Source organism: Citrobacter sp. Colony219 (assembly GCF_019382635.1).
Classification (GTDB): Bacteria; Pseudomonadota; Gammaproteobacteria; order Enterobacterales; family Enterobacteriaceae; genus Citrobacter; species Citrobacter youngae.
Window position 1 is genome coordinate 2082420 of sequence record NZ_CP080033.1, and the last position, 22263, is coordinate 2104682.

Annotated in this window: 14 protein-coding genes; 5 read left to right on the plus strand and 9 right to left on the minus strand. The window is 54.1% G+C overall.

Annotation, left to right across the window (positions count from 1 at the left end; genetic code table 11):
• Positions 1-112 precede the first annotated feature (112 nt).
• The 7 genes from yegQ to JTI85_RS09130 all read right to left on the minus strand — a co-directional run bounded on the left by yegQ (position 113) and on the right by JTI85_RS09130 (position 12621).
• Positions 113-1474, minus strand: coding sequence for a tRNA 5-hydroxyuridine modification protein YegQ (gene yegQ, locus JTI85_RS09100; RefSeq protein WP_048212055.1), 1362 nt, complete (start codon positions 1472-1474; stop codon positions 113-115).
• 165 nt (positions 1475-1639) lie between these two features.
• Entirely contained in the window at positions 1640-2362 is a 723-nt protein-coding gene (gene baeR / locus JTI85_RS09105; protein ID WP_008785214.1) for a two-component system response regulator BaeR, read from the minus strand.
• Entirely contained in the window at positions 2359-3762 is a 1404-nt protein-coding gene (gene baeS, locus JTI85_RS09110; protein WP_219352457.1) for a two-component system sensor histidine kinase BaeS, read from the minus strand. The genes baeR and baeS overlap by 4 nt, the downstream gene beginning before the upstream one ends.
• Positions 3762-5174: an MFS transporter gene (locus tag JTI85_RS09115; protein ID WP_048212053.1), complete on the minus strand. Its 1413-nt coding sequence runs from the start codon at positions 5172-5174 to the stop codon at positions 3762-3764. Before JTI85_RS09115 ends, baeS begins: the two co-directional genes overlap by 1 nt.
• On the minus strand, positions 5171-8251 hold the full coding sequence (gene mdtC / locus JTI85_RS09120; RefSeq protein WP_116360253.1) for a multidrug efflux RND transporter permease subunit MdtC: 3081 nt from the start codon (positions 8249-8251) through the stop codon (positions 5171-5173). The genes JTI85_RS09115 and mdtC overlap by 4 nt, the downstream gene beginning before the upstream one ends.
• A complete protein-coding gene (locus JTI85_RS09125) occupies positions 8252-11374 on the minus strand; it encodes an MdtB/MuxB family multidrug efflux RND transporter permease subunit (RefSeq protein ID WP_219352459.1) in 3123 nt (1040 codons plus the stop codon). It abuts the gene before it with no gap.
• Positions 11374-12621 carry an MdtA/MuxA family multidrug efflux RND transporter periplasmic adaptor subunit gene (locus JTI85_RS09130; protein ID WP_219352460.1) on the minus strand — a complete coding sequence of 416 codons (1248 nt, stop codon included), beginning with the start codon at positions 12619-12621 and terminating at the stop codon, positions 11374-11376. Before JTI85_RS09130 ends, JTI85_RS09125 begins: the two co-directional genes overlap by 1 nt.
• A 278-nt stretch (positions 12622-12899) precedes the next feature.
• Here JTI85_RS09130 and JTI85_RS21750 point away from each other — a divergent pair, with 278 nt between their 5' ends.
• Positions 12900-12959 (plus strand): type I toxin-antitoxin system Ibs family toxin, encoded by a 60-nt coding sequence (locus JTI85_RS21750; RefSeq protein ID WP_350203163.1) that lies wholly within the window; start codon positions 12900-12902, stop codon positions 12957-12959.
• A gap of 99 nt (positions 12960-13058) precedes the next feature.
• Here the strand turns inward: JTI85_RS21750 and yegD are convergent, their stop codons facing one another.
• Positions 13059-14411, minus strand: a complete 1353-nt coding sequence (gene yegD / locus JTI85_RS09140; RefSeq protein WP_219352461.1) for a molecular chaperone — start codon at positions 14409-14411, stop codon at positions 13059-13061.
• A gap of 136 nt (positions 14412-14547) precedes the next feature.
• On the opposite strand from yegD, the gene alkA reads away from it, so the two are divergent.
• Positions 14548-15417, plus strand: coding sequence for a DNA-3-methyladenine glycosylase 2 (alkA, locus tag JTI85_RS09145; RefSeq protein ID WP_048212048.1), 870 nt, complete (start codon positions 14548-14550; stop codon positions 15415-15417).
• On the opposite strand, the gene JTI85_RS09150 is transcribed toward alkA, so the two are convergent.
• A complete protein-coding gene (locus tag JTI85_RS09150; RefSeq protein ID WP_219352573.1) occupies positions 15385-18714 on the minus strand; it encodes a diguanylate cyclase in 3330 nt (1109 codons plus the stop codon). The two genes, alkA and JTI85_RS09150, sit on opposite strands and share 33 nt — an antisense overlap.
• Before the next feature lie 315 nt (positions 18715-19029).
• Between JTI85_RS09150 and udk the strand changes: the two genes are divergently transcribed.
• The 3 genes from udk (at position 19030) to asmA (ending at position 22223) form a co-directional block, all read left to right on the plus strand.
• Complete coding sequence (udk, locus tag JTI85_RS09155; RefSeq protein ID WP_005128328.1) at positions 19030-19671, plus strand: uridine kinase; 642 nt, start codon at positions 19030-19032, stop codon at positions 19669-19671.
• Between the two features lie 91 nt (positions 19672-19762).
• Positions 19763-20344: a dCTP deaminase gene (gene dcd, locus JTI85_RS09160; RefSeq protein WP_003036774.1), complete on the plus strand. Its 582-nt coding sequence runs from the start codon at positions 19763-19765 to the stop codon at positions 20342-20344.
• Between the two features lie 25 nt (positions 20345-20369).
• On the plus strand, positions 20370-22223 hold the full coding sequence (gene asmA / locus JTI85_RS09165; protein WP_219352463.1) for an outer membrane assembly protein AsmA: 1854 nt from the start codon (positions 20370-20372) through the stop codon (positions 22221-22223).
• Positions 22224-22263 lie beyond the last annotated feature (40 nt).

Consider the following 22263-nt stretch of genomic DNA (forward strand, 5'->3'; position numbering starts at 1 on the left):
TAGCATTTATGGGTTATGTTTTTCAGCGGGTGGGATAATACCCTTAATGAACGAAACGGTATGTGATCGATTTCTAAGAATCTTCCGAACGCTGAAAAATAACCGTAATTAACTACTTAGCATGCGGGTTGCGCGTGGACTCACCGGCAAAATTACGCATCAACAATGCATAATTCAGATCGATATCCTGCGGTACGGGCATCCATACGGTATAACCATCACCAGGCGCAACTGGCATAGCTTCGCCTTTCGCGTTTTCCATCTGCTCAAGGGTGAAATTGACGTTACCCTGAGGCGTCATCAGCTCCAGACTGTCACCGACGGTGAATTTGTTTTTCACCAGTACAGCGGCCAGATCGCCTTTGCGTTCGCCGGTGAATTCGCCGACAAACTGCTGACGTTCGGAAACAGAAAAACCGTATTCGTAGTTCTGATAGTCGTCATGCGTATGGCGGCGCAGGAATCCTTCGGTATAACCACGGTGCGCCAGGCCTTCCAGTGTTTCCAGCAGTTGCGGATCGAACGGTTTACCGGCTGCAGCATCGTCAATGGCTTTACGATAGACCTGTGCGGTACGGGCGCAGTAATAGTAAGACTTGGTACGGCCTTCGATTTTCAGCGAATGCACGCCCATCTGGGTCAGGCGTTCAACGTGGGCAATTGCGCGTAAATCTTTTGAGTTCATGATGTAAGTACCGTGTTCGTCTTCGAACGCGGTCATGTATTCACCCGGACGCTGGGCTTCTTCAATCATAAACACTTTGTCCGTAGGCGCGCCGATCCCAAGCGTCGGTTCCACGTTTTGTACCGGTATGGGTTCATATTTGTGTACGATATTACCCACTACATCTTCTTTCCCTTCCTGCACGTTGTATTCCCAGCGGCAGGCATTGGTACAGGTACCCTGGTTAGGGTCGCGTTTGTTGATGTAGCCGGAGAGCAGGCAACGGCCGGAGTAGGCCATGCACAGCGCACCGTGCACGAAGATTTCAAGCTCCATATCCGGAACCTGGGTGCGGATCTCTTCAATTTCTTCCAGCGACAGTTCGCGAGACAGGATCACGCGGGTCAGCCCCATTTGTTTCCAGAATTTCACCGTTGCCCAGTTTACGGCGTTAGCCTGTACTGAAAGGTGAATGTCCATCTCCGGAAAGTTTTCGCGCACCAGCATGATAAGCCCTGGATCGGACATGATCAGCGCATCCGGCCCCATTTCCACAACGGGTTTCAGGTCACGAATGAAGGTTTTCAGCTTGGCGTTATGCGGGGCAATGTTAACCACCACATAGAATTTTTTACCCAGTTCATGGGCTTCATTAATGCCGAGCTGCAGGTTTTCGTGGTTGAATTCGTTGTTGCGTACACGCAGAGAATAACGCGGTTGGCCCGCATACACAGCATCTGCGCCATAGGCGAAAGCGTAACGCATATTTTTCAGCGTTCCCGCCGGGGAAAGGAGTTCCGGTTTAAACATAGTTTTCTCGTTCTGATGACAGGTCAGACTCGCTTCACTGAATGAAGCGGTTGGGGGAGTGCCCCCATATTAAGGGCGGGCATTGTATCGCTGCGTGACGGGTAGGTAAAGTTATTGTGCCGGGTGGGCGTTTCGCCTTACCCGGCCTTTTTGACTTCTGGCAGATTAAGCAATCCGGCAGGCATCGGCTTCCCAGCGATATCCTACGCCATAGACCGCGCGGATAAACGACTGCTCTGTATCAAGCGATTCCAGTTTACGGCGCAGGTTCTTGATATGGCTGTCGATAGTGCGGTCGGTAACCACGCGGTAATCGTCGTAGAGATGATTAAGCAACTGTTCGCGGGAGAACACTTTTCCCGGTTCATGCGACAGCGTTTTGAGTAAGCGGAATTCGGCGGGTGTTAAGTCGAGCATTTTCCCACGCCAGGACGCCTGAAAACGACCTTCATCGACAATCAGCGGGCTGTCTGCATCCATTTGTTGCAGTTCGCGCTGCGGCTTGCAACGGCGCAGGATCGTTTTCACTCGCGCGACGACTTCCCGCGGGCTGTACGGTTTACAAATGTAGTCATCGGCGCCGATCTCCAGCCCCAGCAGGCGGTCAATCTCTTCGATTTTGGCGGTCACCATCATGATGGGGACTTCCGAGAAGCGACGAATCTCCCGACACAGAGTCAGACCGTCGGTACCTGGCAACATCAGATCTAACAAGATCAGATCGGGCGGCGTCTGGCGTACGTAAGGCAACACCAGATCACCGTGATTGATGAGCGTAGGGGCATAGCTTGCCGCACGCAGGTAGTCAATTAGCAGTTGCCCCAGCTTGGGTTCGTCTTCCACGATCAGAATACGCGGCGTGTTTTCATCAATGGGTAACTCAGTCATACATCTCTCTGTAAATCGCGTTCCAGCGGTAATTCTACTGTAATGCTAACCCCGCCAAAAGGCGAATGGGCGGCGCGGATCAGACCATTATGCGCTTGTACGATATTGACGCAAATCGCCAGCCCCAGTCCGGAACCTCCGCTGGCGCGGTTACGCGAGCCTTCGGTGCGATAAAATCGTTCAAACAGCTTCTGTAGCTGTTCGTCGCTAACGCCGGGGGCGGAATCGGCGAAGGTTAATAACACCATCCGCTCGCGCTGTTCGGCGCTGATATGCAGACCGCCACCGCTGTCGGTGTAGCGCAGGCTGTTTTCCAGTAGGTTGTTAAACAGTTGCATCAGGCGATCCCTGTCGCCAAAGACTGTCATGCTGTCCGGGAGTGAAAGTTGGATCGTCAGTCCACGGCTGGCAAAACGTTCACGAAACGCGCCGCTGGCCACTTCCAGCAGAGGGATCAGGTCCAGCGAGGTTTTCTGATAGGCCAGCGCACCTTCATCAGACATAGAAAGCTGATGGAGATCGTCTACCAGTTTGGTGAGCGTACCGACTTCGGCCTGCAGTGAGGCTACCGAATCCGGCGTGAACTGACGTACACCATCCTGGATGGCTTCGAGTTCGCCGCGCAAAACTGCCAGCGGCGTGCGCAGTTCATGAGAAATATCGGCCATAAAGTCACGGCGCATCTGCTGGTTTTTTTCCAGCGTACTGGCGAGCTGGTTAAAGTCCAGCGCCAGTTTACCCAGCTCATCCGTACTGGTCGGCGCAACGCGAGTGGTGAAATCACCAGCCGCAAGTTTGTGCGTGCCTTCCACCAGCCGTTTGACCGGGGCCAGCAGGCTACGCGCCAGCGTAAACGTTGCCAGCGCCGCCAGGATCGTGGAGAGCGCAACGATAAGCCAGCTGGAACGTCTTTGCTGCATGTCGAAATTGATATCGGTATTACGCGTTAAGCGCTCCACCGGAGAGGCAATCACAGCACCCACTTCGCTACCGTTGACGCGGATGAGATGGCGCATACCGTCGCGGGGGACCGGAGCCCGCGGGCCGACCAGTACGTGGGCATTTTGATCGACAACCCAAAACTGTGTACGCCAGCCGTGCGGCGGCATACCTGGACCCGGTTTATCATCGTCGTTGTCGTGTTCAAAAGAACGTAGGATCTGAAAAACAAACCGATCGTTATTGCGCAAAAATCGCCAGTTGCCATGTTGTTCATACTGTTCGCCGAGCGCATCACTCAACATTTGCAGCCGCTGTTCGTTACCGTGCTTAATATAGTCGATAAAACCGCGTTCGAAGCTTATGCGTACGGCCCAGTGCATGCTGATCAGCAACACAATGCAGGTGGCGAAAATCGCCAGAAACAGTTTGCCGGTGATACCGGGCCGCCAGAACTTCATCAGGTACTCCTTTTGCGCCGTGAAATCACCGCGTTGGTCTGCGTGTCGTCCGGCACGCGGGCAAAAATGATGGCGGGCAGTGCGATAAGGAACGCAATGCACAGCCAGGTATACATAAAGACGGTATGCGTAGACGCGCTGTCGATGGCGATATGTTGCTGCCCGAACATGCCTAACAACAGACCGGCGATGGTTACCCCGATACTCATCGACAGTTGCATGATCATCGACAGCAGGCTGTTGCCGCTGCTCGCGAGGTCATCCGGCAGGTCTTTTAGCGTCAGCGTGTTCATTGAGGAGAAGCGGGTAGAATTGACCATTCCCTGTAAGAACAGTATGAACGGCAGGGCGTAATACCAACCGAGTAACGCGGTGCTCATCAGCAACAAGCTGACCATCGACAGGCCAAGCGTGGTGGTGACCAGTACGCGACGGTAACCAAACCGGTTGACGACCTGCACCACGATGCGTTTCATTCCCATACTGCCCAGCACCATCGGGATCATCATCAAGCCAGCATGAAATGGCGAAAAGCCCAATCCAATCTGCAGGAATACCGGGGTCATGAACGGTAACATCCCGCTACCAATCCGCCCGGCAAAGCTGCCAAACAGGCCTAACGAGAAGGTGTGTGTACGAAACAGGTGCAGGCTAAACAGTGCACGAGGGTTGTTGTGGGCGTGTTTCAGATACAGCAGGATCGCCAGTACGCCACAGATAACCAGTGCTGCCAGCGTGATGTGGGAAATGCCGGTTCCCTTACTACCATCAAGCGCTAAGGTGAGTACCGCCATGCCGACAGCCAGCATCATGAATCCAGAAAGGTCGAAACGGCGAGTTTGCATGGTGTAGTTGGGCATCAGCATTAACGTCGCTATTGCCCCGACAATGCCTACCGGAATGTTAATCAAAAAGATCCAGTGCCAGGAGGCGTACTCAACCAGAATACCGCCTAATGCCGGGCCCAGAAGTGGACCAATCTGACCGGGCAAGGTGACGAATGTCATTGCCGCCATGTATTGCTCGCGTGGGACGATTTTCATCACCGTCAATCTGCCGACCGGCACCATCATCGCGCCGCCTACACCTTGTAACACGCGAGCCATCACCAGTTCATTCAGCGTTCCGGACCAGGCGCAAAAAAGCGATCCCAGCGTAAACAGAATGATAGCGGTGAAGAATATATTGCGCACACCGATTTTATCAGCCAGCCAGCCGCTGGCGGGGAGCATTACGGCAACGGTAAGCACATACGACACAATGACCATGTGCATATGCAGTGGGCTTTCCCCGAGGCTTTTGGCCATCGAGGGAAGCGCGGTGTTGACGATGGTGGTATCCAGCGACTGCATAAAAAAGCCAAATGCCACAATCCAAAGTTGCCAGCGGGTGCTGTCGGGAAGTTCTGTCATAACTCTGCTACCGGTTTGCTGTTTTTACGCGAAAAACGCAGACGCAGACGGTCGAAAAAGAGATAGACCACAGGCGTGGTGTACAGCGTCAGGAGCTGACTGACAACCAGCCCGCCAACAATGGTTATCCCCAGTGGTTGACGCAGTTCAGAGCCGTCACCTGCGGATAATACCAGCGGCAGCGCACCAAACAGGGCCGCCAGCGTGGTCATCATTATTGGGCGAAAACGCAGCAGGCAGGCCTGGAAAATCGCTTCTTCCGGCTGCAAATTGCCATTTCTCTGCGCTTCCAGCGCAAAATCGACCATCATGATGGCGTTTTTCTTCACAATGCCAATTAATAGCATGATCCCTATCAGGGCGATTAGGCTGAACGGGGCATTGAACAGCTCCAGCGCCAGCAAAGCCCCAACGCCCGCTGAAGGTAGCGTGGAGAGAATGGTCAGCGGGTGAACATAGCTTTCATACAGCATGCCCAGCACGATGTAGACCGTGGCAATAGCGGCGATGATCAGGATCACCTGTGAGTTCATGGTGTCCTGAAATACCTGCGCCGTACCGGCAAAGCTGCCGCGAACCGTGGAGGGAACGCCGAGCTGGGTCATGGTTCGGTTGATGGCCTCTGTCGCCTCAGATAAAGAAGAACCCGTCGGCAGGTTAAACGACACGGTTGAGGCGGCAGATAATCCCTGATGGTTTACCGATAGCGGCGCATTCGCCGGTTGCCATTTGGCAAAGTACGATAACGGGATCGCCTTACCGTCATTGTTGATGACGAACATTTTGTCCAGCGCGCTAATGTCCTGGGTGTAACGCCTGTCGACCTCCATCACCACTTTGTACTGGTTCATCGGCTGATAGATGGTTGAAATTTGTCGCTGACCAAAGGCGTTATTCAGCAGGCTGTTGGCGGCTGCGACGTCGATCCCCAGACGAGACATGGTGTCGCGATCGTAGATAAGATTCATCTCCGCGCCATTGTCCTGCTGATCGGAGTTGACGTCAGCCAGTTGGGGCAGGGCGGCAAGCGCCTTACGGATTTTCGGTTCCCACTCGCGTAGTGCTGCGAGGTCATCTGATAACAGAGTGTATTGGTAGCTGGCATTAGCCTGACGACCACCGACGCGAATATCCTGCACCGCCATCAGAAACAGGTTTGCGCCGGGTTCTTTGGCAAGCGCGACACGCAGGCGGTCGATCACCTGTTGCGCCGTTTCGTGACGTTCGCCACGTGGCTTCAGGGTGATAAACATCATTCCGCTGTTGACGCGTGATCCGCCGGTAAACCCGGTAACGTTATTCACCGCAGGATCGTCGCGGATGATCTTCATAAAGTCCTGCAGTTTGCCGCGCATCGCCTGGAAAGAGATGCTCTGGTCGGCCTGGATCCCGCCCATGAGTACGCCGGTATCCTGCTCCGGGAAGAAGGTTTTGGGGATTGAAATATAGAGCCAGACGTTCAGGGCAATGGTTGCGAGTAGCACCACGCCCACCATGCGCGTGTGGCGTAGCACCCACTTCAGCGAGGTGGCGTAGCTTTGTTGTAATGCCACCAATACACGGCCAAATCCCCGCTTACGCGATTGTTCGCGTGGCGTGCTGGATTTAAGCATCCAGCCGCACATCATCGGCGTCAACGTCAGCGATACCAGCAGTGAAATGCCGATGGCAACCGACAGCGTGACGGCAAACTCGCGCAACAGGCGCCCAGGTAATCCTCCCATTAACAGCAGAGGCAGGAAAACCGCCACCAGCGACAGGCTCATGGAGAGCACCGTGAATCCCACTTCGCGCGTACCCTGTAATGCCGCCTGGAGTGGCTTCATTCCCGCTTCCAGGTGGCGGGCAATATTTTCCAGTACCACAATGGCATCATCGACGACAAATCCCGTCGCAATGGTTAACGCCATCAACGACAGGTTATTCAGGCTGAATCCGCACAGATACATGGCGGCAAAGGTACCAATCAGCGAGACCGGAACCGCTACTGCGGGGATTAAGGTCGCGCGCCCGGAGCGCAGGAAAACAAACACCACCAGGATAACCAACGCGACGGAGATAATCAGCGTTTGTTCGACTTCCTCCAGCGAGGCGCGAATAGTCGGCGAACGGTCCTGGGCGATTTGCAGATCGATGGCGGCCGGGACCAGCGTTTGTAATTCCGGCAATTTGGCGCGAATGCTGTCTACTGTCTGAATAATATTGGCTTCCGGCAGTTTGCGGATCATCAGCAGAATGGCCGGTTTGGCGTTGGTCATCCCCGCGTTACGAACGTCCTGTACCGAGTCGGTTACAGACGCAACGTCACCCAGCCGCACCGCAGCGCCGTTGTTATAGTGGATGATAATAGGTTGATATTCGGCGGCGGTTTTCAGCTCATCGTTAGTTTGTACCTGCCAGCGATGGGTTTCATCTTCGATAGCGCCCTGTGGCTTACGCACGTTAGCGTTGTCGATCGCGCTACGCACTGCGTCCAGTGATACACCCTGGTTAAACAGCGCCTGCGGATTAAGCCCCACACGCACGGCGGGAAGAGAGCTTCCTCCGACATCCACATCACCGACGCCATTGATTTGTGCGATGGTCTGCGCCAGTTGCGTCGATGCGAAATCGTACAGTTCACCCTGTGAGTATGTGTCAGACGTGAGCGTCAGGATCATGATTGGCGCATCAGAAGGGTTGGCCTTCCGATATGTCGGGCGGCTGGGCATCCCGCTGGGCAGCAGGCTTTGCGCTGCGTTAATGGCGGCCTGTACGTCCCGTGCTGCACCGTTGATGTCGCGGTCAAATTTAAATTCGAGAATAATGCGCGTACTGCCAAGCGAACTGCTTGATGTCATCTCATTTACGCCCGCGATCCGCCCAAGTGAGCGCTCCAGCGGAGTTGCGACCGAAGATGCCATCGTTTCAGGGGAGGCACCGGGTAATGATGCGCTGACCATAATCACCGGGAAATCAACCTGCGGCAGTGGAGCGACCGGCAGCAGACGAAAGCCCAGAATGCCGCACAGCGTAATCGCCACCGAGATGAGAATGGTCGCTACCGGACGATGAATGAAAAGCGCGAAAAAGTTCATTTACGCTTCCTCTTCCTGACGTGGGAAGCGGCTTTTCACGTACAGCGACAGTCGATCAAACAGCAGATAAATCACCGGCGTGGTAAACAGAGTTAATACCTGACTTACCAACAGACCGCCAACCATGCCAATCCCTAACGGACGGCGTAACTCCGCGCCCACACCGGTACTTAACATCAGCGGCAACGCGCCGAGCAGCGCTGCCAGCGTAGTCATCAGGATCGGGCGAAAACGCAGTAAACACGCCTGGAAAATGGCGTCACGTGGCGCCATACCCTGTTCGCGTTCAGCGGCAAGGGCAAAGTCGATCATCATGATGGCGTTTTTCTTGACGATACCGATGAGCAAAATAATGCCGATAATCGCGATGACGTCCAGTTCGCTGCCGGCAATCATGAGCGCCAGCAGCGCTCCGACACCCGCGGTGGGAAGTGTAGAGAGAATCGTAATCGGATGAATAAAGCTTTCGTACAATACGCCGAGCACGATATACATCGCGACCACTGCCGCCACAATCAGCCAGATGGTATTGCCCAGCGCAGCCTGGAAGGCGAGCGTGCTGCCCTGGAACTGGGTAGTAATATTTGCGGGCAGGTTAAGCGTTTTTTCGGCATCCAGAATCGCCTGTACCGCATCACCCAGCGAATGTTCGTCTGGCACGTTGAACGAGATGGTGGTGACCGGGAACTGATCGAGGTGGTTAATCGACAGCGGGGCAAAACGCTGTTCAATACTGGCGATCGCGCTGAGCGGTACTATGCCACCGTCGCTACTGGTCAGACGTATTGTATCCAGTGCCGCAAGCCCCGGCGTATTGTTGGTGTCATGTTCTAACACCACGCGATACTGGTTGGCCTGGGTGTAAATGGTTGAAATCAGCCGCTGACCGAAGGCGTTGTACAGGGCGTTATCGACATCCGCCATGCTGATGCCTAAACGGCTGGCGCTGTCGCGATTGACGTTCACATACGCCACCAGACCTTGATCCTGCCAGTCGCTGCTGACATCGGATAGTTGCGGTAGCTGCTGTAGTTTTGCTAACAGCTGCGGAACCCAGGTGCTGAGGGCATCCAGGGAAGTTGCTTGCAGCGTGAACTGATATTGCGTCCGGCTGACCTGGGTATCAATTGTCAGGTCCTGGGTCGGCTGAAGGTAGAGGTCAACGCCGGGGACTCTGTCAACCGCGTCCTGTAACCGGGCGATCACTTTCTGCACGCGATCGTCACGTTCATCCAGCGGTTTAAGGTTGATTTGCAAACGCGCGCTGTTTAATGCCGGATTCGTACCATCTACGCCAACAAACGCGGTCAGGCTCTCTACCGCAGGATCTTTAAGGATGACATCTGAAACCTGACGCTGGCGCTCGGACATGCTGGCAAATGAACTGGATTGTGGAGCCTGCAGCGTGCCCTGAATAATGCCGTTGTCCTGAATTGGGAAGAAACCTTTGGGGATGAAAACCCACAGCATGACGCTCAATGCCAGCGTGCCGAGCGCCACGCTCAGCGTCAGCCACGGATGGTTAAGCACTTTTGCCAGCCAGTGGCCGTACCCGGCAATCACACGATCGAACATGCGCTCCGAGGCGCGGGAGAAGCGGTTTTGCTTACGCAACGAGGCCTGACTAAGCATACGCGCGCACATCATCGGCGTGAGGGTAAGTGAAACGACGGCGGAAATCAGAATCGCCACGGCCAGCGTAACGGCGAATTCACGGAACAAGCGCCCGACGATATCGCCCATGAATAGCAGTGGGATCAATACCGCAATCAATGAAAACGTCAGGGAGATGATGGTAAAACCAATCTCGCCTGCGCCTTTCAGGGCGGCAGTCAGCGGTTTTTCCCCTTTTTCGATATAGCGCGAAATATTCTCGATAACCACGATAGCGTCATCCACCACAAAGCCCGTTGCGATGGTGAGCGCCATTAAGGTCAGGTTGTTGATGGAGAAATCAAGAAATACCATCACCGCGAAGGTGCCGATTAACGACAACGGTACGGCGACTGCAGGAATAATCGTCGCCGGAACATTGCGCAGAAACAGGTAGATAATCATCACCACCAGCGCTATCGCCAGCATCAACTCGAACTGGGTGTCTGCCACAGAGGCACGAATATTGGTGGTACGATCGGAAAGTACGCTGACCTTAACCGATTTGGGCAGGCTTTCGGTGAGCTGCGGCAGCATCTGGCGGATACTGTCTGCCGTGGAGATAATGTTCGCCCCAGGCTGGCGCTGCACATTCATCACAATGGCTGGTTGCTTATTTGCCCATGCACCCAGCCAGCTGTTTTCTGCCCCTTGTTCGACGGTAGCGACATCGCCCAGACGAACCGGCGCACCGTTTTTATAGGCAATAATGAGCTGACGATATTCATCTGCGGACTGCATCTGGTCGTTAGCTGAAAGGGTAACGGCACGCGTAGGCCCATCAAGACTCCCTTTTGCTGAATTGACGTTGGCACCGGTGATGGCCGTACGGATGGTTTCGCTGGTTAAACCGAGGGCGGCAATGGCCTGTGCGTTAAGCTTCACGCGGACCGCCGGACGTTGCCCACCGGAAAGTGTTACCAGACCCACGCCGGATACCTGAGAGATTTTCTGCGCGACGCGGGTTTCGACCATATCTTCCACCTGCGTCATCGGCATGGCGGTCGAGGTGACGGCCAGCGTCATGATCGGCGGATCTGCCGGGTTTACCTTGCTGTAGACCGGAGGGTTAGGTAGATCGCTGGGTAATAAATTGGTGGCGGCGTTAATCGCGGCCTGAACTTCCTGCTCGGCAACATCCAGTGGCAGGGTCAGTTGAAACTGCAACGTGACGACCGATGCGCCACCGGAGCTTTGCGAGGACATCTGTTTTAAGCCAGACATCTGACCGAACTGACGTTCAAGCGGCGCGGTAACCGCAGACGTCATGACATCCGGGCTGGCTCCGGGATAGAGCGTTATGACCTGAATGGTGGGGTAATCCACTTCCGGCAATGCCGCAATGGGCAGGAAACGATAGCCGATGATACCCGCAAGCAGAATCGCGACCATCAGCAACGTGGTGGCGACGGGGCGCAGAATAAACAGGCGGGACGGGCCGCCTGTATTGCCGGGAGGTAACACCTGCATCAGGAGTTGGCTCCTTTTTTGCCGTATCCGCGTGGCGCTGTTTTCTCATCGGAAACAGAGGCGTCGTGCGCCTCAACGACCTCGACTTTTGCGCCTTCCGTCAGACGATCAATCCCGTCGGTGACGACGCGATCGCCCGCGGACAACCCTGCGGCGATCACCACTTTTTGGCTGTCCTGAATACCCGGTTTAACCAGATGTTTGCTGACTTTGTTGTCGCTGTTCAGCACCCAGACAAAGTGGCCTTCGTTGCCCATCTGCAGGGCGGCTGTTGGGATCACAACGGCATTTTGCTGCGTGTCGACCAGCATGCGAGCGTTAACAAACTGATTCGGGAACAAGGCATCGTCCTGGTTGTTAAAGCGGGCCTTTGCTTTGATGGTGCCGGTGGTGGCGTCAATCTGGTTGTCGAGGCTCAGCAGCACGCCTTCGCTCAGTTTTTGTGAGTTGGTACGGTCCCAGGCCTCAACTTTCAGTGGCGTCCCCGATTTCTGTGCCTGTACTACGGTCGCGATATCGTTCTCTGGCAAAGTGAAAACCAGATCAATAGGATGGGTTTGTGTAATGACGACAATCCCGGTGGTATCGCTGCTGGATATCTGGTTACCCACATCCACAAGCTTCAGGCCCACCCGACCATCAACAGGTGCCGTTACCCGGCTCCAGTCGAGCTGCAATTGCGCGCTGGCGACGCTGGCTTCATCGGCTTTTATCGTCCCTTGTGTTTCGTTGACCAGCGCCTGTTGCGCATCCAGTTCCTGACGAGAGACCAGATTGGTTTTAACCAACTGCTGATAGCGGGCGAGGTCGCGACGAGCATTGGCCAGCGTGGCTTTATCTTTTGCCAGTTGCCCCTGCGCCTGCGCCAGTGCGACTTTGAACTGACTGGGGTCTATCTCAGCCAGCAGATCGCCGGCTTTCACCTGTTGCCCTTCCTGAAAGTGTATGGCGATGAGTTGGCCGTCCACGCGACTGTGTACCGTCGCGGTGTTCGCGGCAGTAATGGTACCCAGCCCGGTCAGATAGCGTGGAACCGCTTGTTCGACTGCCGTGGCCGCCTGAACCGGAGCCAACGGACCGGAACGCATTCCTCGCCGTCCCGCTGTCGGAGCGGGTTGCGTCTGACGGGTTGCGCCGGGGGCTGTTCCCTGGGGCTCGCTGCGACTTTGCCAGAACCAGAAGGCGGCGATGGCGGCCACGACGATCACGATTACTATCACCCAGCGGGATTTGTTACGGCCTTTCATTGTTATGAGTTTCTCATCCTGAAACGTTTCGCGGAATGATACTAGTTTAGCCAGTGAACAAGGGAGAAAAATGGAGGAATTATGAAACACTGTCGGGATTCGTCTGAATGACGGCGCGGCTTTGCGAGGCATTACGCAACAATTTGCGGCGAAAATAGCGAATGCGTCATTGTGCGTTAGAGTGCGGTCAAGGCAAAAGGAGGTAAGCCAAAGATTTCAGCGGGATGCTGGAACGGGAAAGCCCCTCCCGAGGAAGGGGCCAAAATAAGGAAAGGGTTATGATGAAGTACGTCATCATACTGGTGGTACTCTTAGTCATTAGCTTACCGGCTTACTAAGACACCAGGGGGAGGGGAAACCTTCCCTAACCCTCACTCCTGAAAATAAGCCACAGTAACGATGATGTCAATACGCGCACCTTTGAGCCTGCGAGCCGCTTAGCGGAAAACAACGTCAGCCCAGCGGGCCAGTCCGGCGGTGACAGAGCCGAAATCATCGCCACCGGCGATAGGGATCCCCGGAAGCTGTTCAGCAAGGGCTTTTTTAATCAGCGGTGAACGGGCGCTACCGCCGGTCAGATAAATGACATCCGGTTTTTCCTGCGCGTTATCCAGCGCTAAGTGAACCTGCTCAAGAATACGTGCCAGCGGTTGATTTAACGCCATTTCCAGTCCTTGCTGGCTGATAGCGGTGGCCAGCGCTTCGCTGATAAACGGCAGTGCCGCGGTAACGTTTGTCTGATCAGAAAGCGCAATTTTGCTCTCTTCTGCGCTGCGTACCAGGCGATAACTCAGGCGTTCACGCCAGACTTTAAGCAGCAGCGCCACTTTGTCTGCTTCACGCGCGTCGCGGACAAGATCGTTGAGTAAACGTCCATTGGCGGTACTGTAGAAATCACTTTGCGCGGGAACATCGTTGATCGCGACCGCGTTCCACCAGGGTAAAATCGGCAATGCGATGCCTTTTTCCGTTTCGCCGCCCATGCCCAGCAGTGGCATCAGATGTTTAAAGGCTAACGCAATATCCAGATCGTTACCGCCCACGCGGCAGCCGCTGTGTCCCAGCAGGCTGTTTTCGCGATCGGCGCGCTGATGCCATTGCGGCCCCATCAGCAGTAGCGAACAGTCAGTGGTGCCACCGCCGATGTCCACCACCAGTACGCGTTTTTCTTCCTGCAAGGTTGCTTCAAAATCCAGACCCGCGGCTACCGGCTCGTACTGGAAGACGACATCCTGAAAACCGGCGCGTTTGGCCGCACGTTCAAGAATACCCTGCGCCTGGGCGTTGGCGTCATCACCGACTAACCCCTGGAAGTTGATCGGGCGACCGATAACGGCCTGGGTGATCGCTTCAGGCAGCTGGTTTTGCGCCTGATTGCGAATATGCAGCATCATCGCGCAAACCAAATCCTCAAATAGCGCAACCTGCTGCGGCTTCAGGCCGCTGGCACCCAGGAATGATTTTGGCGATTTAACAAAGTACACCTCTTCCGGGTCGTCAATGTATTGCGCCAGTGACGCCAGACCAAACTGCACGCTATTGGCGCTAACATCGATGTCTTCATCGCGGTTATAGCGCATTGCACGACTCAGTAGCGCCTGTGTTTCGGCATCCGTCGTGGGGACATCATGATGGCGATACAACCATTCGCTCACCGCTTCGCGCGTAGGCGCACAAAGCATTGAGGGCAGTAACGTGCTGTTGTTTTCCATTTTGAGCAAGTGTGGCTGCCCGTCACGCATTACGGCTACTGAACAGTTTGCCGTACCGTAGTCAAAACCAATAAACACCGTAGAAATCCCCATGCCAGTGAAGAAGGGGCGTGACTTTAGCGAAATGTCGCCGCCCCGACAACTGGAATATGAAAGCAAGGCGTATCGATTGAATACTGTTTATGCTGTAGGTTTAACTAAAAAGGACACCTGAATGTTAACACTGAGCTGGCAGCCGCCCTATGACTGGCCCTGGATGCTAGGGTTTCTTGCCGCCCGTGCGGTGGATGGCGTCGAAACCGTCGGGGAGCTGTATTACACCAGAAGCCTGGTTATCGGTGAATATCGTGGACTGGTGAGCGTAGTGCCTGACCTGAAGACACACCAGCTGCAGGTCAGGCTAAGTCCGGGGTTACAGCCCGTTGCGCCAGAATGCCTCGCCAAAATTGAGCGGTTGTTCGATCTTCGCTGTTGCCCACAGCATATTGCTAACGCGCTGGGCAGCCTGGGCGCAGCGCGTCCTGGACTGCGGCTGCCTGGCTCTGTCGATGCCTTTGAACAAGGTGTGAGGGCGATATTAGGCCAGTTAGTTAGCGTTGCAATGGCGGCAAAACTGACCGCGAAAGTTGTACGCGCCTACGGTGACAGGCTTGATGACGCGCCTGAGTATGTTTGTTTTCCCACACCACAAGCGCTGGCTGCAGCTGAGCCTTTGCATCTGAAAGCCTTAGGGATGCCGCTCAAACGCGCCGAAGCGCTCATTCATCTGGCACGAGCAATGCTTACCGGAAGGCTTGCATCGGTTGCACCAGTTGATATTGAGCAAGGCGTAAAGCACTTACAAACGTTTCCCGGTATAGGGCGCTGGACTGCCAATTATTTCGCGCTACGCGGTTGGCAGGCGAAAGATGTTTTTCTTCCTGACGATTATTTGATCAAACAACGCTTTCCGGGCATGACACCAGCCCAGATCCGGCGCTATGCCGAGCGCTGGAAGCCGTGGCGCTCCTATGCGTTATTACATATCTGGTATACGGAAGGGTGGCAGCCGTCAGTTGATAGCGAAGTTGCTGGTATTGAGTAGCAGATCCAACGGCTGAGCATCAGCAATGATGTCGCCGTAGATCATATCAATACCGATACCAGAAAGTGCGTCCATAGTTAGCGGCATTTGCACGGGGCCGGCGATCGTTTTGATATCCAGTCGCTGTGCATGACCCTGGATAATAGAAACCCACATTTCATCCATCAGGTTGCCGTGAACACTGGCGCTGATCTCGCTGTCGAGTAACAGGTAATCGACGGTGTGAAACTTCAGGTTTTCAACAATCTCTAAGTCGCGTCCGACCTGGCTTAAAATAATCCGACAACCCGCGTGACGAAGTCGCTGAATGGCCGATAGGCTCTGAGCTGGATGCGATTTCATCACTCCGGCTGGAATGGTCAGGTGTAATAAGCGTGGTGGTAGCGGACTATGCTGCAACTGCGCCAGAAGTTCATCCACAAGTTCGGTACTCAACAGTCCGGCGGCAGAAAGGGGCAGGGCAATACTGAGCCCCTTACTGGCAATCGCCGTCGCTGCATGCTGGAAAAATTCGTTAAAAACCCGGCGGTCAAGCGCATGATTAAGCGTGGGGTCAACGAGTCCGGTACGGAAAATATGCTCTTCGATAACATCACCGTCCTCTGTTCCCAGGCGCAGTGAGAGTAGCCAGAAGCTGAATGTCTCAGGAATGCGTGGAGAGGCCACTCCCCGGGCGATCATGAGCATCGGGTTGTGCGCAATAATGTGCTTCTGTTCATCAAACGACAGCAGTTCCCGTGAGGCGTGCGTCTGACTTTGCTGGGGTTCATACACGCAGACCCGGCCACGCCCACTATTTTTGGCGGCATAACAGGCGATATCTGCCTGAGACATGACCTCAGTCGCGACATGATTTTTCTCATCGATCAGCGTAATACCCGCACTGGCGCCTATGCGGTGCAGACGGCCTTCCCACCTGAACTGATACTCGTTGATGGCGCTGATAATACGGCCTGAGATAAAGCGAGCGCTTTCGATGTTGCAATCCGGCAGCAACAGGCCGAATTCATCGCCACCGAGACGAGCCAGTACATCGCTGGTACGCAGCATGCTGAGCATCAGAGAAGCCAGTTCGCGCAGCAGGGCATCGCCTGCAGCATGGCCCGCGCTATCGTTCACGGCTTTAAACCTATCCAGATCGATAAAGACCAGAACATGGCGCTGATGCGTATTGTGTACGGCTTGTAGCAATTGTTTCAGATGGTTCTCGAAGCTGACCCGGTTAGCAAGATGGGTGAGGTCATCATGCGACGCGCTGTAGCTCAGTTGGCGTAACATCTTACGCGACTCGGTGACATCCTGAATGACCAGTACGGAGCCAATGCTACCACCGTCAAGGGTACTGAGTGGCGTAATGCTGTACTGAATGTCGTAACTGTTGCCGTTACGGCAATGCAGAACCACCTCCTGCTCTATGGCAGTGCGCGACATATCGGCACTGTAGATGTTTTCCATCAATGGGCCGTTATCGCCAAAGGTAATTCGCAGCACTGTCAGTAACGGAATACCTATCGCGTCGTCCTGCTGCCAGCCGCTCATCTTCTCGGCAACCGGGTTCATGAAGGTCACGTTCATGTCGACATCAATGCAAATCACCGCTTCGCCGATTGAGTCCAGCGTGATGTGCAGGCGCTCTTTTTCCTGGTACAGCGCTTCGTTAAGCTGCTTCACTTCGGTCATATCCAAATTGATACCGAGTAAGCGTTCAACTTCTCCGTCTTTATTCAGTACCCGGTTAGCCAACGAGCGGATATGGCGTACGCCGTCACGTACTGCAATACGAAATTCGAGCTTAAAGGGAATTCGTGCGGCCAGAGAGTCGCGAATCACATTTTCAGCATGCTCGCGATCTTCCGGTACGACGCACTCGTACCAGACTTGCCAACTGGGTTTGATATGTAGCGGGACTTCATAGAGATCGAACATGCGCTTATCCCAACTGATCACGTCGGGTTGCAGTTCCCACTCCCAGATACCGATACCGCCCGCTTCGTTGGCGAGGGTAATGCGTTCCATCAGCCGCTTATTCATCCACTCGGTGTGCTTCAGGTCGTTTATGTCTTCAACCTGTGCAATAAAGTAGAGCGGGGTGTTGTCGCTGTGGCGTACCAGCGAAACGGCCAGCAATGCCCAGACAACGTCGCCCGCGCGCGTGTAATAGCGCTTTTCCATGGAGTAACTGTTGATTTCACCACGGACCAACATGCCGAGTTGTTCGAGGTCGTTATTCAGATCTTCCGGCCAGGTGAGCTGCTGGAAGGTCAGCGCTCTCAGCTCTTCCTGGCTGTAGCCCAGAAACTGGCACAACGCCTTGTTTGCCTGTAACCACTGCCCTTCGGTACCGACCAGCGCCATGCCAATCGCGGAATATTCCATAGCATTGCGAAAACGCGATTCGCTTTCCGAGATGTGTTTTCGCTCGGCCCGAAATGCGTACATCACCATAGTCATCATGTTGGCTGGCAACAGAATCATCAAAAACGGCAGCCACGGAATACTTGACATCACATTCGCTTTCGGGGTGTAGAGCAGCGATGGGTTGGCCGCCAGCATCAGAGAGACCATCAGGACGGTGCTGAGGAAAATTAAAAATGCTTCCATACGCGGCAAACGGACGGCGCTCCACATCAGCAACACAATGACGCAGGTAAACGGCCACGGCACGTACATCATGGAAAGCCAGCTGAACGTTAAGGTGACGAGCAGCGTGATGAGGGTCTCAAGCAGTAAACGTGGATCGCGGTGGCGCAGCAGATAATGAGGCTTGAATAACAGACCTAATGGCACCAGCGCCAACGCGCCGATGGATTCGGAAAGCACCCAAATGAGAAATGTATTTAACGAGGTTCCCTCCGGGAGCAGTAGCCACATCAGCACACCACCTAACAGCGGAGGGATGACGGCGCTACCCAAGGCCAAACGCGCCCAGTCATTCAGATTCTGTAAAGGGTTATACCAGGGGAGCAGTTTGCGTAATAACATCGCGCCGGCGACCGCTTCAATAATATTGATGGTCGTATAAGTATAGTTAAGCGAGCCTCCAGGAAAAAACAGCAAAGACGCGCCGATGCTGCCGAATGAGCAAGCCAGCGCTATCCCGGGCCACATTTTTCCTGCATGGCGGTAAAACGCCACCATCATGATTGAGGTTGGAAACCAAAGCGGTGCCAGTTGGGTACCGAAGCGCGACAGCTCCAGCGAAAATAGCGTAAAGATAAATGCTACCAGACCTAAACTGGCCAGGCGCAGCAGAGGATGGGGTAGGGTAACTAAAACATGTTGGAATTGTTTACTCATTACCACTTTACCCAAATAGCCGATGTCGGCCAGCAGAGTTACCGGCCGCATCACGTTTAATCTTCGTTTATGCTAGTACAAATAATTTACAATTTATACGCCAGTTGCTCATAAATTAACACGCCCAAGCCATTAATTCCTAAGGCGGGTGAATAAAATTTGAGCCTGCTTTAAAATTAACCGTTTTAATTTGCGACAGGGAAAGCATTGGTGCAGCCTGGGCTGGCATCGCGCGGCTGAAATCCCTATAATTGCCGCGTTTGGCGTTTCGACGCCGCCCTTCCTTACATCCAGGTTAATCAGGTCGCTAAATTTATGACTGATCAGTCCCATCAGTGCGTCATTATCGGCATTGCCGGCGCATCGGCTTCCGGCAAGAGTCTTATTGCCAGTACCCTTTATCGCGAATTGCGTGAACAAGTCGGTGACGAACATATTGGCGTTATTCCCGAAGACAGCTATTACAAGGATCAAAGCCATCTGTCGATGGAAGAACGCGTAAAAACGAACTACGACCATCCGAACGCGATGGATCACAGTTTGCTGTTTCAGCATCTGCAAACACTTAAACGTGGTTCCGCCATTGAATTGCCCGTTTATAGCTATGTTGAACACACGCGCACACAAGAAACTATTCATATTGAACCCAAGAAAGTCATTATTCTGGAAGGCATTTTGTTGCTGACGGATGCGCGTTTGCGTGATGAAATGAACTTCTCTATTTTTGTTGATACGCCGTTGGATATTTGCCTGATGCGCCGTATCAAGCGGGATGTGAATGAACGTGGTCGTTCAATGGATTCGGTGATGGCGCAATACCAAAAAACCGTACGTCCGATGTTCCTGCAATTTATTGAGCCTTCAAAACAATACGCCGATATCATCGTGCCTCGCGGGGGTAAAAACCGCATTGCTATCGATATTCTGAAGGCGAAAATCAGTCAGTTCTTTGAATAAGTTCAGCGAATTGTGTACCGTTCAGTGATAACCTGGTTCACCCTTAACGCGCCTGGCATTAAGGGTTTGAAGCACGAAAGGAGAAAGTGCCATGCGTTTATGTGACCGAGATATTGAAGCCTGGTTGGATGAAGGTCGTCTGTCGATCAATCCACGTCCTCCTGTCGAGCGTATCAATGGCGCAACGGTAGATGTGCGCCTTGGTAACAAATTTCGTACGTTCCGCGGTCATACGGCGGCGTATATCGATTTGAGCGGACCGAAGGATGAGGTCAGTGCTGCGCTTGACCGCGTAATGAGTGATGAAATTGTCCTCAAAGACGGTGAGGCGTTTTTCCTGCATCCGGGTGAATTAGCGCTGGCGGTAACTTTCGAATCCGTTACGCTGCCTTCCGACCTTGTTGGCTGGTTAGACGGCCGTTCTTCGCTGGCACGTCTGGGCCTGATGGTACACGTTACGGCACACCGTATTGATCCGGGCTGGTCGGGGTGCATCGTCCTGGAATTTTACAACTCAGGAAAATTACCGTTGGCTCTGCGCCCCGGTATGCCGATAGGGGCACTGAGCTTCGAACCGCTTTCCGGCCCGGCAGCGCGACCTTACAACCGTCGCCAGGATGCGAAGTATCGCGATCAGCAGGGCGCGGTAGCCAGCCGGATCGATAAAGACTGAGTGTTTTCAGTCCATTGGGGATAGCATGAGACGATTTCTGACGACGCTGATGATTCTTCTGGTCGTGCTGGTGGCCGGTTTCTCTGCGTTAGTATTGTTGGTTAATCCGAATGATTTCCGCGCATACATGGTGAAGCAAGTTGCGGCGCGTAGCGGATATCAACTGCAGTTGGATGGTCCTCTGCGCTGGCACGTATGGCCCCAGTTGAGCATTCTCTCCGGGCGCATGGTGCTAACGGCCGAAGGTGCCAGCGAACCGCTGGTTCGTGCCGACAATATGCGTCTGGACGTCGCCTTGTGGCCGTTGTTGAGTCACCAACTCAGCGTAAAGCAAGTCATGCTCAAAGGCGCGGTGATTCAACTCATACCTGAAACCGAGGCTGTGCGCGGAGTCGATGCCCCTGTTGCGCCAAAAGATAATACACTGCCGGATCTGGCAGAGGATCGTGGATGGTCGTTTGATATCGCTCGCCTGCGCGTGGCTGACAGCGTTCTGGTATTCCAGCATGAAGACGATGAACAGATAACGGTTCGTGATATTCACCTGAATATGGAACAGGATGCCCAGCATCGTGGAACGTTCGATTTCACCGGCCGCGTTAACCGTGACCAGCGCGACCTGACGTTGTCCATCAGTGGCGCTGTCGATGCGTCTGACTATCCGCATGATTTAGTCGCCAATATTGAGCAGCTGAGCTGGCAGTTACAGGGCGCTGACTTGCCGCCGCAGGGGATCCGCGGCCAGGGTCAGCTTCAGGCTCGGTGGCAGGAAGAGAAAAAACAGCTCAACTTTACGCAGATTAACTTAACTGCTAATGACAGTTCACTCGCCGGGCAAGCTCAGGTGACGCTGGCGGAGAAACCCGCATGGGACGTCAATCTGAAATTCGGCCAGCTCAATCTGGATAATCTGATTGTACAGCATGATGCTCTGGCGGCGACAGATACCAGGGCACAGCAGAGTCAGAGCCAGTCGACGCTGGCGCGACCAGTCATTTCCTCGCAGGTTGATGCCGTCTCTTATCAGGGGCTGCAAGGATTTTCCGCCAACATTGCACTACAGGCGGATAAAGTTCTCTGGCGGAAAATGGCATTTGATCATGTTTCTGCAAAAATCGTCAACCAGGCTGGCTTGTTGAATATCAATGAGTTGCAGGGGAAAAGTGACGGTGGATTGATCTCACTTCCAGGTTCGCTGGATGCCAGAAAAGGCTCACCACGGGCAGTCTTTCACCCACGGCTGGAAGGCGTAGAAATCGGCACTATCCTGAAAGCTTTTGACTATCCGATAGCCCTTACTGGCAAGCTGTCACTGGCTGGCGATTTTTCGGGCTCTGACATTGATGCGCAGGCATTTCGCCACAGCTGGCAAGGACAGGCCAATGTTGAGATGAGCGGCACGCGTATGGAAGGCATGAACTTCCAGCAACTAGTGCAACAGGCGGTTGAACGTAGCGGCGGTAATGCAGGCTCACAACAGGATTTGGATAATGCGACGCGGCTGGATCGCTTTGTGACCGATCTGACACTGGATAACGGCAAGGTTACGCTGGATAACATGGAAGGGCAGTCTGCCATGTTGGCGCTTTCGGGTAAGGGCACGTTAGATCTGGTTGAGCAAAATTGTGATACTCAGTTTAACGTGCGCGTGCTGGGCGGATGGAATGGGGAAAGTAAATTGATCGATTTCCTCAAAGCGACCCCAGTTCCGCTCAGGGTCTATGGTAAGTGGCAGTCGTTGAACTATAACCTGCAGGTGGACCAACTCTTGCGTAAGCATATGCAGGATGAAGCGAAACGCCGATTGAACGACTGGGCCGATCGCAACAAAGACTCTCGCAACGGCAAAGACGTTAAAAAGCTGCTGGATAAACTTTGAACCCTGGTGCCGGATGGCGGCTTCAGCCCCATCCGGCATG

What these genes read in the sequence shown, in the direction of transcription:
- baeS (WP_219352457.1), bottom strand. Translation starts at nt 3,762, where the DNA reads ATGAAGTTCTGGCGGCCCGGTATCACCGGCAAACTGTTTCTGGCGATT.
- udk (WP_005128328.1), top strand. Translation starts at nt 19,030, where the DNA reads ATGACTGATCAGTCCCATCAGTGCGTCATTATCGGCATTGCCGGCGCA.
- dcd (WP_003036774.1), top strand. Translation starts at nt 19,763, where the DNA reads ATGCGTTTATGTGACCGAGATATTGAAGCCTGGTTGGATGAAGGTCGT.
- JTI85_RS09125 (WP_219352459.1), bottom strand. Translation starts at nt 11,374, where the DNA reads ATGCAGGTGTTACCTCCCGGCAATACAGGCGGCCCGTCCCGCCTGTTT.
- mdtC (WP_116360253.1), bottom strand. Translation starts at nt 8,251, where the DNA reads ATGAACTTTTTCGCGCTTTTCATTCATCGTCCGGTAGCGACCATTCTC.
- alkA (WP_048212048.1), top strand. Translation starts at nt 14,548, where the DNA reads ATGTTAACACTGAGCTGGCAGCCGCCCTATGACTGGCCCTGGATGCTA.
- JTI85_RS09150 (WP_219352573.1), bottom strand. Translation starts at nt 18,714, where the DNA reads ATGAGTAAACAATTCCAACATGTTTTAGTTACCCTACCCCATCCTCTG.
- baeR (WP_008785214.1), bottom strand. Translation starts at nt 2,362, where the DNA reads ATGACTGAGTTACCCATTGATGAAAACACGCCGCGTATTCTGATCGTG.
- JTI85_RS09115 (WP_048212053.1), bottom strand. Translation starts at nt 5,174, where the DNA reads ATGACAGAACTTCCCGACAGCACCCGCTGGCAACTTTGGATTGTGGCA.
- asmA (WP_219352463.1), top strand. Translation starts at nt 20,370, where the DNA reads ATGAGACGATTTCTGACGACGCTGATGATTCTTCTGGTCGTGCTGGTG.
- yegQ (WP_048212055.1), bottom strand. Translation starts at nt 1,474, where the DNA reads ATGTTTAAACCGGAACTCCTTTCCCCGGCGGGAACGCTGAAAAATATG.
- JTI85_RS09130 (WP_219352460.1), bottom strand. Translation starts at nt 12,621, where the DNA reads ATGAAAGGCCGTAACAAATCCCGCTGGGTGATAGTAATCGTGATCGTC.